14 protein-coding genes are annotated in these 13,480 nt (G+C 53.1%); 11 read left to right on the top strand and 3 right to left on the bottom strand.

The genetic code is table 11. The features are described 5' to 3' along the window. Positions 1–101 precede the first annotated feature (101 nt). Positions 102–1,442: an MFS transporter gene (locus tag LX66_RS24320; protein WP_211366501.1), complete on the top strand. Its 1,341-nt coding sequence runs from the start codon at positions 102–104 to the stop codon at positions 1,440–1,442. Here the strand turns inward: LX66_RS24320 and LX66_RS24315 are convergent. Both LX66_RS24315 and LX66_RS24310 read right to left on the bottom strand, forming a co-directional pair. Next, on the bottom strand, positions 1,432–2,634 hold the full coding sequence (locus tag LX66_RS24315) for an ATP-binding protein (protein ID WP_145718275.1): 1,203 nt from the start codon (positions 2,632–2,634) through the stop codon (positions 1,432–1,434). The two genes, LX66_RS24320 and LX66_RS24315, sit on opposite strands and share 11 nt — an antisense overlap. A 166-nt stretch (positions 2,635–2,800) precedes the next feature. Continuing rightward, complete coding sequence (locus tag LX66_RS24310; RefSeq protein ID WP_244620498.1) at positions 2,801–3,181, bottom strand: nuclear transport factor 2 family protein; 381 nt, start codon at positions 3,179–3,181, stop codon at positions 2,801–2,803. 99 nt (positions 3,182–3,280) lie between these two features. On the opposite strand from LX66_RS24310, the gene LX66_RS24305 reads away from it, so the two are divergent. Next, the gene (locus tag LX66_RS24305; protein ID WP_145718273.1) at positions 3,281–4,156 is read left to right on the top strand and encodes a carbohydrate kinase family protein; all 876 of its coding nucleotides are present in this window, start codon (positions 3,281–3,283) and stop codon (positions 4,154–4,156) included. An 86-nt stretch (positions 4,157–4,242) separates the two neighbouring features. Here the strand turns inward: LX66_RS24305 and LX66_RS24300 are convergent, their stop codons facing one another. Beyond that, on the bottom strand, positions 4,243–6,333 hold the full coding sequence (locus LX66_RS24300; protein WP_145718271.1) for a glycosyl hydrolase family 18 protein: 2,091 nt from the start codon (positions 6,331–6,333) through the stop codon (positions 4,243–4,245). Between the two features lie 191 nt (positions 6,334–6,524). On the opposite strand from LX66_RS24300, the gene LX66_RS24295 reads away from it, so the two are divergent. From LX66_RS24295 to LX66_RS24260, 9 genes are read left to right on the top strand one after another with little or no spacing between them, the layout of a single operon-like run. Then, the gene (locus LX66_RS24295; RefSeq protein WP_145718270.1) at positions 6,525–7,097 is read left to right on the top strand and encodes a DUF4255 domain-containing protein; all 573 of its coding nucleotides are present in this window, start codon (positions 6,525–6,527) and stop codon (positions 7,095–7,097) included. A gap of 26 nt (positions 7,098–7,123) precedes the next feature. After that, complete coding sequence (locus LX66_RS24290) at positions 7,124–7,951, top strand: hypothetical protein (protein WP_145718268.1); 828 nt, start codon at positions 7,124–7,126, stop codon at positions 7,949–7,951. An 18-nt stretch (positions 7,952–7,969) separates the two neighbouring features. Continuing rightward, a complete protein-coding gene (locus LX66_RS24285) occupies positions 7,970–9,472 on the top strand; it encodes a phage tail sheath family protein (RefSeq protein ID WP_145718266.1) in 1,503 nt (500 codons plus the stop codon). Positions 9,473–9,519: 47 nt separating this feature from the next. Next, on the top strand, positions 9,520–10,002 hold the full coding sequence (locus tag LX66_RS24280) for a phage tail protein (protein ID WP_145718263.1): 483 nt from the start codon (positions 9,520–9,522) through the stop codon (positions 10,000–10,002). Positions 10,003–10,034: 32 nt separating this feature from the next. Next, positions 10,035–10,475, top strand: a complete 441-nt coding sequence (locus tag LX66_RS24275) for a phage tail protein (protein WP_145718261.1) — start codon at positions 10,035–10,037, stop codon at positions 10,473–10,475. A gap of 3 nt (positions 10,476–10,478) precedes the next feature. Continuing rightward, on the top strand, positions 10,479–10,649 hold the full coding sequence (locus tag LX66_RS28230) for a DUF5908 family protein (protein ID WP_158642749.1): 171 nt from the start codon (positions 10,479–10,481) through the stop codon (positions 10,647–10,649). An 11-nt stretch (positions 10,650–10,660) separates the two neighbouring features. After that, entirely contained in the window at positions 10,661–11,326 is a 666-nt protein-coding gene (locus tag LX66_RS24270; RefSeq protein WP_145718259.1) for a CIS tube protein, read from the top strand. A gap of 3 nt (positions 11,327–11,329) precedes the next feature. Beyond that, positions 11,330–13,141 (top strand): type VI secretion system tip protein VgrG, encoded by a 1,812-nt coding sequence (gene vgrG, locus LX66_RS24265; protein ID WP_145718257.1) that lies wholly within the window; start codon positions 11,330–11,332, stop codon positions 13,139–13,141. A 35-nt stretch (positions 13,142–13,176) separates the two neighbouring features. Next, positions 13,177–13,479, top strand: a complete 303-nt coding sequence (locus LX66_RS24260) for a PAAR domain-containing protein (protein ID WP_145718255.1) — start codon at positions 13,177–13,179, stop codon at positions 13,477–13,479. Position 13,480 lies beyond the last annotated feature (1 nt).

Here is a 13,480-nt window from a genome sequence, read left to right as displayed (position 1 = left end):
TGAAGAATTAATAGTTAATAATCGTAACACCGGTGTTTCAATTAAACATTATTGTTACAAGAATTATTAATTCTTCATTATTAATTATTAATTCTTCAGTCATGAAGCGGATGAATTTCCGGCAGATATGGAACATGAGCTTTGGTTTCCTGGGCATACAATTTGGTTTTGCCCTGCAGAACGGGAATGCCTCCCGTATCCTGCAAACCTTTGGCGCTGATGTGGAGCACTTGTCCCTGTTCTGGCTGGCCGCGCCGCTTACCGGCATGATCGTGCAGCCCATTATCGGGCACTACAGCGATCGTACCTGGAACCGGCTGGGCCGCCGCAAGCCTTATTTCCTGGTGGGCGCGCTGTGCACTGCCCTGGCGCTGGTGCTGCTGCCCAATGCGGGACTCATTACTGTTTTGTTGCCGCCGGTACTGATAGGTGCGGGCCTGCTGATGCTGATGGACGCTTCCATCAACGTAGCGATGGAACCTTTCCGTGCGCTGGTGGCGGACAACCTGCCGGATGCGCAGCGCAGCACCGGTTTTTCCGTACAGACGTTCCTGATAGGCGTGGGTGCCGTGGCCGGCTCCTGGTTGCCATATATTTTAGCAGAGTATGCAGGCGTACCCAAAACAGCGCCTCCGGGCCAGGTGCCGGACAATGTGATCCTTTCCTTTTACATAGGGGCTGCCATACTGGCCGGCGCTATTGGCTGGACTATTATTACCACCCGTGAATACTCCCCGCAGGAGCGCGCCCGTTTCAGCCCGGCAGGGGAGGAGGCGGCAGCACCGTCCAAGGGTATCCTGTCGGTGTTCAGGGATTTTTCCACCATGCCGGTCGCTATGCGGCAATTAGGCCTGGTGCAGTTCTTTTCCTGGTTTGCCCTGTTCTCCATGTGGGTGTTCACGACGCCTGCTATTGCGCAGCATGTATACCAGGTGCTGCCGGGCGATACTTCTTCTGAAAGATTTGCAGATGCCGGCAACCAGGTAGGCATTTTGTTTGGCATCTATAACGGCGTATCTGCCGTATACGCCTTATGCCTGCCAGCCCTGGCCCGCGCCACGAGCCGCAAAACAGCGCATGCGCTATCCTTGTCAGCAGGCGGGCTATGCCTGCTGTGGTTGTATTTCATAAAAACGCCGGCCATGCTGGTGTATCCCATGATCGGCGTAGGGCTGGCCTGGGGCAGTATTTTATCCATGCCCTATGCCATGCTGTCCAGCGTGTTGCCGGTGCATAAAATGGGCGTGTACATGGGCATCTTTAACTTCTTCATTACCTTCCCGCAGATCGTGAACGGCCTGCTGGGCGGCGTGATCGTGAAGTACTGCTTTGGCGGGCAGGCTATTTATGCGCTGTCCATGGCCGGTGTTTTCATGTTGCTGGCAGCAGTGGCCGTGCTGTATGTGAAGGATGGGAGTGGGAAAAGTAAAGTTACGTTGTAGGTGTGTCAAGCGCTTTTATCAGTTTCAGGAAGTCGATAAGCCCTATGGCTTCTGTTTTTTCAGGCATAGGAAAACGTTCCATCCCTGAATATACTACGAATTTTCGTGTCGCGCCAATATCTTCGCAGGCGGTGTGAAATGTTTTCCTGATTGTGGGAGCGGCGGACCGTTTAATTTCAATGGCCCAGACCTGGCTACCCGGCCCTTCCAGCACCAGGTCGATTTCCGTTTGTGTTGTTGTACGATAGTAACTATACCGCCATTTATTTGACAGGTTGACAATAATGTTTTCGGCAACAAAGCCTTCCCAGCTAGCCCCCACAACGGGATGACCAAGTAAACTATCGAAATCAGAGATGTTCAGAAGTTTGTGCAGGATACCCGTATCACGCAGGTAGATTTTAGGAGATTTGATCAGCCTTTTTTTAGTATTTCCCGCCCAGGGCTGTACCTGCCTGACCATATAAAAATCGGTTAGGATATCTAAGTAAGATCGTATAGTGGTATGAGATACCTCCAGGCTCTTGCCTATTTCGGACAGAACGATCTGCTGACCATGATAATGCGCCAGCATTGACCAGAAAGTTTTCATCCTGGTTGCGGAGACCTGTGGCCCCATAAGGGGAATGTCGCGTTCTACATAGGAAGAAATAAAATCACTGCGCCATTCCCAACTCTCATCATCAGTTGTTGCCAGGTAGCTGTCGGGAAATCCGCCTCTGAACCATAATTTCAGCGGATTGAAACCAAGTGGATCATTTTTATAGGTTTCCATCACCGAAAACGGACTTAATTCCAGGTACCGGATTCTGCCTGCAAGCGTTTCGGAAGATTGCTGGAGCAAGTCGCGTGAAGCCGAACCAAGCAGGAGAAATTGTCCTGCTTTTTCCCCGGCGCGTTTGCGAATGTCAACCAAACCACGCAGCACCCGGAAGAGATCCGGTTTCCGTTGTACTTCGTCAATGATAAGAAGCTGATTCTTGAAAAGTTTCAAATAGCCTTCCGTGTCGCTCAGTTTGCTCAGGTCTGTGTCCAGTTCAAGATCAAGGTAGGAGGACTTTTTACGAATATTATCCTGCACTATTTGAAGGGCAAGAGTTGTTTTGCCTACTTGCCTTGGGCCTACAAGTGCAACGACAGGCATATTTTTTAAAGCATTGTGCAATTTATCTTCAAGATCGCGGGGTATCATTTGTCGTATTTAGAAGGTTGTACTTTCAAATATCTGTAAAAATACCAAAAATATTGGATAATTGAAAGTATAACTTTCAGATTGCACGTTTTTGGGTCAATATTGGGAATAGAACAAAAGGCTGCATAATACCGCTGTTCCGTGCCTGCGGAACAGCGGTAGGTAATTACATAAAAAACTGCTCTGAAACAACCTTGCCGTCCTTTACCTGGTATACGCACAGCTCGCTCATTTTCATGCGCCCCATTCCCTTCATGGTAAGGTCCATTGTCATGATAAGCGCAAAGCTGTTGTCCGCTACCAAAGGCTCGGATACGTCGCCCCCGTGTACTTCCTCTACCATAGCGCTCCACTTCTGGCCTTTTTCAATAATGGCCTGCAGCCCTTTGGTTTCCTTTTCAAATTCCGGGGTGGCATACGGTTCAATGCTGACGGCGTCTTCCGCGTACAATTCCTTTTGCGCGGTTTCATAATCGCCCTTGCGGCAGAGCTCCGCGAGGCGGTTGGCAATTTCCTGCGTGGTCATGGTGGTTGCTTGTGTAGTCATGATGATCAGTTTTTTTGGCGTTAAACAGATTTGAAGCAGTACAAATGTACTGTCATTCCTGGAAACAGCCGTGCGCAGATTTTTTTTATCTTCACAGGCATGTATAATATTATATGCTTCGGTGAAATGCTCTGGGATATTCTCCCGGATATGGAGCTACCCGGCGGCGCTCCTATGAATGCAGCCTACCACCTGCAGAAACTGTCCCCGCAGGTAGCGGTCATTTCAAAAGTAGGGAAGGATAATTATGGAGAGCGACTGCTGGCGCTGCTGCGCAGGCATGGGCTCACCACGGCCTACGTGCAGCAGGATGCGGCACAGCCTACCGGCAGGGTGCTGGCCCAGCCCATCAGCGACCACGATGTGCAGTACAATATATTGTTCCCTGCCGCCTGGGATTTCATTGAATGGCAGCCTGCACTGGACGGGCTGCTGCGGCAGGCGGAGTACCTGGTGTTCGGCAGCCTGGCTACCCGGCACGAGGTATCCCGTAATACCCTGCACAAAGCCCTGGAGTACGGTGTGAAGAAAGTGCTGGACATCAACCTGCGGGCGCCGCATTATACCCGCGAAGGCATCTCCCTGCTCCTGCAGCATTGCCATGTTCTAAAGCTGAACGGCGCGGAGCTGGAGCTGATCAGCAGTTGGCTGGGCGATTTTCCCGCCCGGGAGGACAAGGTGCGCGCCATTTCCCGGCAATATGATACGCATACCATTATAGTAACGCTGGGCGCGGATGGCGCCCTGCTGTATATGAACGACCGCTTTTATTACCACCCCGGTTTCCGGGTGCAGGTGGCGGATACTATCGGCAGCGGCGATGCTTTCCTGGCCGGGTTTCTCAGCAGCATGATACACGGGCGCACGCCGGAGCAGTGCCTGGCCTATGCCAATGCCGCGGGCGCGCTGGTAGCTTCCCGTGCCGGCGCCTGCCCCGATTATGATGTGTGGGAAATAGACCGCTTGCTGGATTAGTGTCATGTCAACTGTACGATGTAGGGTAAGCCGCCGTCATTTTCGTTCTTGGCAATGCAAAAAATGTGAGTACGGTTGACATGACACTAAGGCACTTCATTCCTTTTTAGCAAGGGTAGCAGCAGGAAGCGGGTGGCCACCAGGCCCACCGCAAAGCCGATGGCGAGGATGCCCAGCAAGGTGTTCAAGGGCATGGCGTTGCAGTTGGCGCCGCTTGTGATGCCCAGCCAGGGCAGCTCCTTGTTGAGGAAGATGGCCATAGCGCTGGTGATCACCAGCAGGTTAAGCTGCGCAATTAATAATATCAGCACTTTCTTCTTCAGTTTCCACCCATCTCCTTTATAGCGGATGCCGGCCACGTATAAAACGGCGGTCAGCAGCGTAAGGGCCAGGAAAAAATAAGCCGCCCATTTGAAATATTCATCGCCTTTATAAGATCCCATGCCCACGCTGCAGGGGTTTTTGAAGAGTTGACGGTATACCCTCAGCTCATGCATCACGCTTTGCCAGAAAGTGAGGGGACGGGGAACGGCGGCAATCAGCCGCACCGTGTCGAGGTAAACGGTGTCCGTTACTACAAACTTATCTACCAACTCATTCCACAGGTCACTGTAGCCGTCATCGGCGCCCAGTGTCCAGATGGCCACACCGCCCAGGTCATTGCTCAGCACATAATCGTATTTGGGCCCCAGCGTATTGGCATCGTCAAACCAGATCTCTTCTTTTACTTCTCCGGCCGCATCTTTTATTTCTATGAAAGCAGATTCCATAGCCTCATCATACAGGGCGGCGGTGTCAATATCATATCGTTTCCGGATCTCGTTGTAGGGAATGTAATCCAGAAAGCCGTCCGGCGATCCGTAGGCGCCTTTCTTCCACAGCGCGCCGTAATAGGGGATCATCAGTACAAACTTCGCCGGCGGGATATCCCGCTGCAGGTAGCGGGAAACGGTAGCGTCGATGGATTGGGAGGGATTGCCTTTCAGCGGCGCCAGCGGGCCGGCTGTTTGTCCGCTGGCATGTGTAAAGTCGATCAGGAAAAACGTGACCGACGTGTTCAGCGCCTGCAGATCGTAAGCCAGCTCCTTGTCAAAGGCAGGGATTACCACGTTGACCGTATATTTAGGGTCAAAGCTGTGCAGGTGGCTGTGCAGGTCACTGATGAATTGGGTGAAAGCCTGCCGCTGCTGTTTGCTGACCCCCCGGAAATAAATGGTCACGCCGTTGGCCTGCCGTTGCTGCAGTACGTGTCCCAGGGTATCGGCCAGCAGCAGTTGCGCATCATCCCGTTGTAACAGCGCAGTTATATTATTGGTGTTTTTGTCGGATATGATCAATTGCAAATTACAGCCCGCTGCCTGGGCGGCGGCAACTGCATCCAGTTGGGCTTCCTTGAAATTGGCGCGGACGCGGCCGGTGCGACCATCTACGGAGTAGCCCAGGAACCCGAAGGTAGTGAGCGCGCTGAAGTTATAATTAAGGTATTTGTCGCCCATCTGGTAGGGATGGATGCCGGTTACGTTTGCTTTCTGCGTAAGGTTCACGGTATATTCCACCCCCAGGCTGTCGCCCAGGCGCAGGGTGTCTTTCTGGTCGCCGGGCCGGCCATACACCGCTCTCACCAGTTTGAGCTTTTCCTGTTTGGCTTTTTCCGATTGCGCCTGTTCATTCTTTTGCTGCAGGATGGGCAGCATTTTATTGACCAGTGAGTTGATATCGTTTTCTGATCCGCTGTCTGCAGCAGGGCCGGGGTCTTCAGCCGGCGCAGGGACGGGCGTATCTTTCAGAGGCGGCGGTACGCCGCAGCAGCCCATGGTGCTAAGCAGGGATACCAGGGAATCAAAGTGCTGGTTCTCCGTTTTTTCCAGTTGCTGGTTCAGCAGTTGTATGTCGCGCGAGGTGACCACCAGCGAGTCCGCCAGTATCTGGTTGATGATGGCGATGACCCTTTCCTGCTCGCGCGCCCGGGCGTTTTTCCTGAATTTAAAAGCGTTGAGGATCTTTTTTACCAGCTTGGCCTTTACGGCAGTATCGGATGGCAGCTTCGGCGCCTTGGGCGCTTTTGGCGCACTAACCTTGTCGGGTATATGAACTTTTTGGCTGTAGACAGAGGAAATGCATGTGTTGAGCGCAAGGAACACAAAAAGACAACAGGTCATTTTTCGGGAGGGGCTCATAGGTTTTAATTGTATAGAAGATAGAGAATTAAAATTTAAATAAAAATTTTTATCTTAATTTTTAACCAATTATATTGTGCCGGAATGATAATAGGACTGCAGAACCATTACTCAACTTAACCAGGTTTACAAACTTAAACATAATAATCTAACCTTTACCTATCTGTCGGAAGACAGAAATAAAAAATTTGATGATCTATGAAACCTTAGTCTGCATCACAGAGGAGATTAACAGCAGTTTCAAAAGAAAGCTCCAAACCAATGAAGAGAAAGCGATCTTGTCCGGTATTGTCAACCAGGACGGGTCCGTTGCAATACAGGGAGAGAACAAGATCATAGTAACACTGTTGAATGTTGAAAAAGACACAATTGGTAAAAGCACAGCCGGAACCCCTGTTGGCGTTACAACTCCAAACACTGCTCCAGCGGTCAATATCAATTTGTATGTTTTGTTTTCCGCATACTTCAGCAGCAATAACTATCCGGAAGCCCTCCGCTTTCTTTCTTTTGTGGTAGCGCACTTTCAATCCAAGAACGTTTTTACCAGGGCTAACACGCCCGCTATGGATGCAAGGATCGGGAAACTGATCTTTGAAATGGAGAGCCTCGGAGCAGATAAGCTCAACAACATCTGGACTACGCTCGGAGCCAAGTATATGCCCTCCGTAGTTTATAAAGTACGTATGCTTACGTTTGACGATTCCATTATCAGGGAATACAGGCCTGTTGTTACCGGTACAGAAGGTAGCGTAGGTCCTGCATGACCAGGCACATAATTCAACACAGAAAGGTGAAATATGATATACTGACCGCAGTATTTTACCGTCATTCTTTTTTCCCGGGCCACGGCTATGAAGGAATCAGCATCCGTGTGCCTGCACATACCGCGGAATCCCTGCTGCAGCATGGCCTGATCCTGAAGCTGCGGCAGGACGGCTTCCTGTTACTGTACGATGCCATGCCTGCCGGCCGCAGCCGTACCAGGGATACTTTGCTGCAGGAAAAGATCCGCCTGGATTTTGATCTTGTACTGAACGATGAGCTGTTCTATAATTATACACAGGTAGCCGTCAGCAACCTGGCCGGCAGCCTTTTCTATTTCAGCAATGCGCAGCAGCGCGCCGTACCGGTTGCCCTGCATAAGGAAGAGCAGGTGACCGCGCAGGACCTTCGCCCGCTGGCGGAGCTGGCGGAAACGTTCTTCGTAAAGCCTTTTGGCCGGCTGGAGCTGTTGCTGGATGAACACTTGCTGCCCGCCTACCATATCAGCTTCAGCGCCAAAGCCACGCGCTGGTGCTATTTCCTGGTGGGAAAGGAGCTTCGGGAGCTGGCCAGACCGGCCGTAATAGGTACTAACGGTAACGGGCACTTCGACATGCCTGTAATGATCAGCCTGCCGGGGAACGAAACCGTGCCGGTGCTGATATCCAAAAATGCGCTGCCCCTTGCCCGGGAGCCGGTGCAGACCTTTCAACTGGTGGATTATTCCACCCTGGATACCACCCGTTACAAGGTGGTCATTGCCGCTTTGCCGGCGCCGGAAATAGGCAGGGTGTCCAATGCCGCCGCTGCATTGTACGAACAAGGAAATGAATACTCTGAAATATTTTTATACTAATCTCAAAAATCACACGATATGGCTTCAACATTAATGACCCCCGGGGTTTATATTGAAGAAAAGAACGCCTTCCCAAGTTCGATCACCGCCGTGGCCACCGCCGTGCCCGTATTTATCGGCTACACCCAGAAAGCGGAAAGGAACGGGAAGTCCCTGCTGCACAAGCCCACCAGGATCACCTCGTTCGCCGAGTACCTGGAGCACTTTGGCAGCGCCTTCAAACCCAAATTCACCCTGGCGGAACCAGACCCTAAAGTAAAGCAGGAAACCTTCCGCATCAATGGCAAGGCTACCATTGTCAAGCTCAATGACAGGAATACCGCTTATATGTATAACGCGATCCGGCTGTTCTATGCAAACGGCGGCAGTGTTTGTTATATATTATCGGTAGGCGAGTACGGTGACACGCCCGATGGTTTTGACATCAGCGCAGATGATTTCATCGGCTCCGACAGCAAGCCCAATGCCTTTACCATCCTGGAAAAGGAAACAGAGCCTACGCTGATCGTACTGCCCGACGCCATTGCTTTGGGAGAAGATTGTTACACTTCCATCTACACCCAGGTGCTGAACCACTGCGCCGCCATGCAGAGCCGCTTCGGCATCTTTGACCTGGTAAAGCAATTGCCTGCCGATACCACGGATGCGGTAGTAGGCGCTTTCCGGGAGAAGATAGGTGTGAACTTCCTCAACTACGGCGCCGCCTATTATCCCTGGCTGAAAACAGCCATCGTGCTGCCCGATGAGGTGAGCTTCGAGAACCTGGACGCTTCCGTAGACCTGGAAACCCTGCTGCCCGAGCCGGCCGCCGCGCTCATCGTGAAGAAGTTCAAGGAGAATGCGGACCCTGACAGCCATACCAAAAAGAATTTCCACCAGTCGCTGAAAGCGGCCAGCCCTACCTATACGCATGTACTGGAAGAGATCAGGGCGCTGCTGAACGAGCTGCCCCCCAGCGCCGCCATGGCAGGTATTTACACTACGGTAGACAATTCCCGCGGCGTATGGAAAGCCCCGGCCAATGTGTCCGTAAGCGCCGTAAACGCACCGGCTGTCAATATCTCCAACGAAGAGCAGAAAAGCCTGAACGTGGATATCATGGCCGGCAAATCCATCAACGTGATCCGGCCTTTCCCCGGTATCGGCACGCTGGTATGGGGCGCCAGGACACTGGACGGCAACAGCCAGGACTGGCGTTACATCAATGTAAGGCGCACCCTCATCATGATAGAACAATCCGTGAAGCTGGCTACCCGTACCTATGTGTTTGAGCCGAACGATGCCACTACCTGGCTCTCGCTCAAGACCATGATCAGCAGCTTCCTGGAAAATCTCTGGAAACAGGGCGCCCTGGCCGGTGCTGCACCTGCACAGGCGTTTGACGTACAGGTGGGCCTCGGCGCTACCATGACGCCCCAGGACATCCTGGACGGCCTGATGCTCGTTACCGTGAAAGTAGCGCTCACCCGCCCGGCGGAGTTCATCGTGATCACATTCCAGCAGCAGATGCAGCAAAGCTAATGCGCACATTAAGACACTTTTATTACTAGACCTTTAAATATTTCGCTATGGCAGATTTAAAAACAGATGGTTCTACCCAGTCGGCCGCCATATGGCCTTTGGTCCGCTTTTCCTTTAAAGTGCTTTGGGACAAGACTGAAATCATATTCCAGGAAGTGACCGGTCTTACCTCCGAAACACAGGTGATAGAATACCGCGGCGGCAGCAGCCCCGTGTACTCCACCGTGAAAATGCCCGGCATCCAGAAGTTCAATAACATCACTTTCAAAAAAGGTACTTTCCAGACCGACAATACCCTGTGGACACTGTACGCGGGCACCAACGGCGGTATTAAAATGAACACCATCAAGCGCACCAGCGTGACCATCAGCCTGCTGGACGAGAACCAGCAGGTGGCCATGAGCTGGACGCTCAAGAACGCCTTCCCCGTAAAAGTGCAGGTAACTGACATGAAATCCGACGCCAACGAACCGGCCATTGAGACCATGGAAGTGGCGCACGAAGGACTGGCGCTGGTAGCACAGTCTTAAACATGACAGGAACGGTATAAAAATATTATAGCATGTCGTCTTATTATCCCCCGGTAGGGTTTCGTTTCAGTGTAGTGGTGAGCGGGATTAGCGGCACAAACGAAGGCAGCTTCCAGGAGGTAAGCGGCCTTTCGGTAAAGATATCTCCGATGGAAATAAAGGAGGGAGGGGAGAACCGGTTTACCCGCCGTTTACCCGTCCCTCCTAAATATGAGAACCTGGTGCTGAAGCGCGGTATGCTTTTCGGCTCGTCCCTCATCCGGTGGGTGAAGACCACCCTCACGGAGTTCACCTTTACGCCGAAGAACGTAACGGTGAACCTGCTGGATGGCGACGGCAGCATACTGGCGGCCTGGAGCTTTACCAACGCCTATCCCGTAGCCCTGAAGGTATCCGATTTCAAAGCGCAGGACAGCGCCATCGTTGTAGAAACGCTGGAGCTGGCCTATGATTTTTTTCAACAAACCAAATAAGCTATGCCGCTGGAAATAAGAGAGCTGGTTATCAAAGTGAATATTGAAGAGCATACGTCCCGCCCCGCCGGGAACAACCTGGGCGCAAAAGAGTTGCAGGCGCTGAAAGACAAGGTGGTGCGGGAGTGTATGGAAAAGCTGATCAGCAACATAGAGAACTTATCCGTCAGATAAAGTTGTGAGGAATGGCATTGACCAAATTACTGATACAAGGCTATTCGGACCCTACGGCCACCACCGGGTTGATAGGCTCCGTGCAGGCCGCCATCAATCCCGAGACCTATTCGCTCAGCTACAATATATCCTACAAGCAGGCGGAAACGCTGGGCGCATCCGCACCTACGGAAATATTCACCCGTATGGACTCCGGCGATTTTGAGCTGGAGCTGCTGGCGGATGGTACCGGCGTGGTGCCCCTGCCTACCGGCGTGTCTACCGTAGATGCTTATATAGAACAGGTAAAAAGCATTGTATACGATTACCAGGGGAATGTGCACCGGCCCAACTACCTGCGCATTACCTGGGGCAAGACCGTATTTACCGGTGTTTGCAAGAATATAACGGTAAAGTATACCCTGTTCAACCCGGACGGGTCGGCCCTGCGCGCTTCCATAAAGCTCAGCCTTTCGGAATCCGTGCCCCTGGCCACCAAAACGCAGGAGGGAAGGACCTCCTCCCCGGACCTTACGCATGTGCGCACCGTGCTGGCAGGCGATACCCTGCCGCTGATGACCTACCGCATATACGGGGAGCCCTTTCATTATATGGAAGTGGCCCGGGTAAACGGGCTGGACAGCATTCATGATATTAAGCCGGGCGACGAACTGTATTTTCCGCCCTTAAAAAAGTGATACATGGCAACGATACCTACAAATGTGCAGGACCCTACATTGCGCGTGACCGTTACTGCTAACGGGAGCGCCGTGCAGGATCTTTTCCCGCTGGTGTCCGTGCAGGTTTATCACGAAGTGAATAAAATATCCTATGCGGAGATCGTGATCAGGGATGGTACGGTAGCCCAGGCTTCCACCGGCGTGATCGGGGATTTCCCGGCCAGCGACAGCGATTATTTTGTGCCGGGGGCAACCGTATCCATATCCGCCGGTTATGGCGTGCTGCCCGCCCAGCAGTTGTTTACCGGCATTGTGGTAAAGCAGTCCATACAGGCCAACGAGGACGGCACTTTCAGCCTGGTGGTCACCTGCAAGCACAGCGCCGTGAAAATGACCATCTCTAAAAAGGATGCGGTGTTCGCCAACCAGACGGACAGCGCCATCATGTCTGCCCTGGTCAGCAACAGCGGGCTGTCCGCCTCCGTGCAGTCCACTTCAGACGTGAACGAGCTGCTGTTCCAGAAGTTCGCTACAGACTGGGATTTCCTGCTGGCGCGCGCGGACTTCAACGGTTTCCTGGTAACGCTGGTGAATGAGCAGGTAAAGGTAGGGCCGCCGCAGGTATCCGGTTCGCCGGTAGTGGCGGTTACGTTCGGGCAGTCCATTAACAGCTTCCACGCGGAGCTGAACGCAGAGCGGCAGGTGTCTTCATTGTCTGCCGCCGCCTGGGACCCGCAAACGCTTACCATGCTTACCTCCTCCGCTTCGGAGCCTTCGCTGAACGGGCAGGGCAACCCGGCGCCGCAGCAGTTGGCATCCGCCCTGCAGCAAACGCCGATGGAGCTGGTCACCAATTCGCCGCTTACGCAGGCAGAGCTGCAGACCTGGGCCAACAGCACCCTGCTGCGCATGCGATTGCAGGCGGTGCGCGGAAAAGTGTCCTTCATGGGCAATGCTACCGTGCTGCCGGATACGCTGATACAGCTTTCCGGCGTAGGCTCCCGTTTTGATGGCAACGCCTATGTAACGGCAGTCACCCATGCCATGCAGGATGGCCAGTGGACCACCACCGCCAGGTTCGGGCTGGACAGCAAGCCCATTTTTGAGAAGGAGAACTTTTCCTATCACCCGGCCAACGGGCAGGTGCCTGCTATCCGCGGACTGCAACTGGGAGAGGTGGTGAGCATCTCGCAGGACCCCGGTGCAGAATACCGGGTGCAGGTAAAGCTGGCCTCCACCGCGGAAGGGCAGACCGGCACCTGGGCGCGCCTCGCTAATTTTTATGCCACTGCGGGCGCCGGTGATATCTTTTACCCGGAAATAGGGGATGAGGTAGTAGTAGGCTTCGTGGAAAATGACCCCCGCTTTCCCGTCATACTCGGCAGTTTGTACAGCAAAGGGAAAACACCGCCCGTTACGCAGGCGGATAATAACAATTATACCAAGGCGCTGTATACCAAAAGCCAGTTGAAGGTAACCTTTGACGACCAGAACAAGGTCATCACCATTGCTACCCCCGGCGGCAATACCATTACCCTTACGGATACCGGCACTGCTATTGAGATCACGGATATGAACCAAAACAGCATTAAAATGTCGTCCTCCGGTGTGGACATCAACAGTGTGGCGAATTTATCCATACAGGCTACCGGCTCCATCACGATGAGCGGGACCGGCGGCGTCACCATCACCTCTCCCGCAGATGTGACGGTAAACGGCACCAATGTCACCACCGCGGCCACCGCCTCACTGTCCGCTACCGGCGCCAGTTCGGCCACCGTATCCACCGGGGGCGTCATGACGGTGATGGGGGCGACAGTTATGATAAATTGAAGAAAGAAATTACATCATAAATCATACATCGTATTATGGGACAACCAGCCGCCAGGCTAACAGATATGCATACCTGCCCCCTGGTAACGCCGGCCCTGCCGCCGGTACCGCATGTGGGAGGCCCGATAGTAGGGCCCGGGATGCCCAATGTGCTGATAGGCATGCTGCCCGCCGCTGCGCTGGGCGACCTGCTGACCTGTGTAGGGCCGCCCGACACGATCGTGAAAGGATCGGCCACGGTACTTATTGGCGGGCGCCCCGCTGCCCGCATGGGTGATATGACCGCGCATGGCGGCGTGATCGTATCCGGTTGCCCCACCGTATTGATAGGAGGATGAA

This window comes from Chitinophaga japonensis (assembly GCF_007830125.1).
Lineage (GTDB): Bacteria > Bacteroidota > Bacteroidia > Chitinophagales > Chitinophagaceae > Chitinophaga > Chitinophaga japonensis.
The sequence above is the reverse complement of the archived record's forward strand: the minus strand, read 5'-3'. Positions and strand labels throughout refer to the sequence as shown.

What these genes read in the sequence shown, in the direction of transcription:
- LX66_RS24320 (WP_211366501.1), top strand. Translation starts at nt 102, where the DNA reads ATGAAGCGGATGAATTTCCGGCAGATATGGAACATGAGCTTTGGTTTC.
- LX66_RS24315 (WP_145718275.1), bottom strand. Translation starts at nt 2,634, where the DNA reads ATGATACCCCGCGATCTTGAAGATAAATTGCACAATGCTTTAAAAAAT.
- LX66_RS24310 (WP_244620498.1), bottom strand. Translation starts at nt 3,181, where the DNA reads ATGACTACACAAGCAACCACCATGACCACGCAGGAAATTGCCAACCGC.
- LX66_RS24305 (WP_145718273.1), top strand. Translation starts at nt 3,281, where the DNA reads ATGTATAATATTATATGCTTCGGTGAAATGCTCTGGGATATTCTCCCG.
- LX66_RS24300 (WP_145718271.1), bottom strand. Translation starts at nt 6,333, where the DNA reads ATGAGCCCCTCCCGAAAAATGACCTGTTGTCTTTTTGTGTTCCTTGCG.
- LX66_RS24295 (WP_145718270.1), top strand. Translation starts at nt 6,525, where the DNA reads ATGATCTATGAAACCTTAGTCTGCATCACAGAGGAGATTAACAGCAGT.
- LX66_RS24285 (WP_145718266.1), top strand. Translation starts at nt 7,970, where the DNA reads ATGGCTTCAACATTAATGACCCCCGGGGTTTATATTGAAGAAAAGAAC.
- LX66_RS24280 (WP_145718263.1), top strand. Translation starts at nt 9,520, where the DNA reads ATGGCAGATTTAAAAACAGATGGTTCTACCCAGTCGGCCGCCATATGG.
- LX66_RS24275 (WP_145718261.1), top strand. Translation starts at nt 10,035, where the DNA reads ATGTCGTCTTATTATCCCCCGGTAGGGTTTCGTTTCAGTGTAGTGGTG.
- LX66_RS28230 (WP_158642749.1), top strand. Translation starts at nt 10,479, where the DNA reads ATGCCGCTGGAAATAAGAGAGCTGGTTATCAAAGTGAATATTGAAGAG.
- LX66_RS24270 (WP_145718259.1), top strand. Translation starts at nt 10,661, where the DNA reads ATGGCATTGACCAAATTACTGATACAAGGCTATTCGGACCCTACGGCC.
- vgrG (WP_145718257.1), top strand. Translation starts at nt 11,330, where the DNA reads ATGGCAACGATACCTACAAATGTGCAGGACCCTACATTGCGCGTGACC.
- LX66_RS24260 (WP_145718255.1), top strand. Translation starts at nt 13,177, where the DNA reads ATGGGACAACCAGCCGCCAGGCTAACAGATATGCATACCTGCCCCCTG.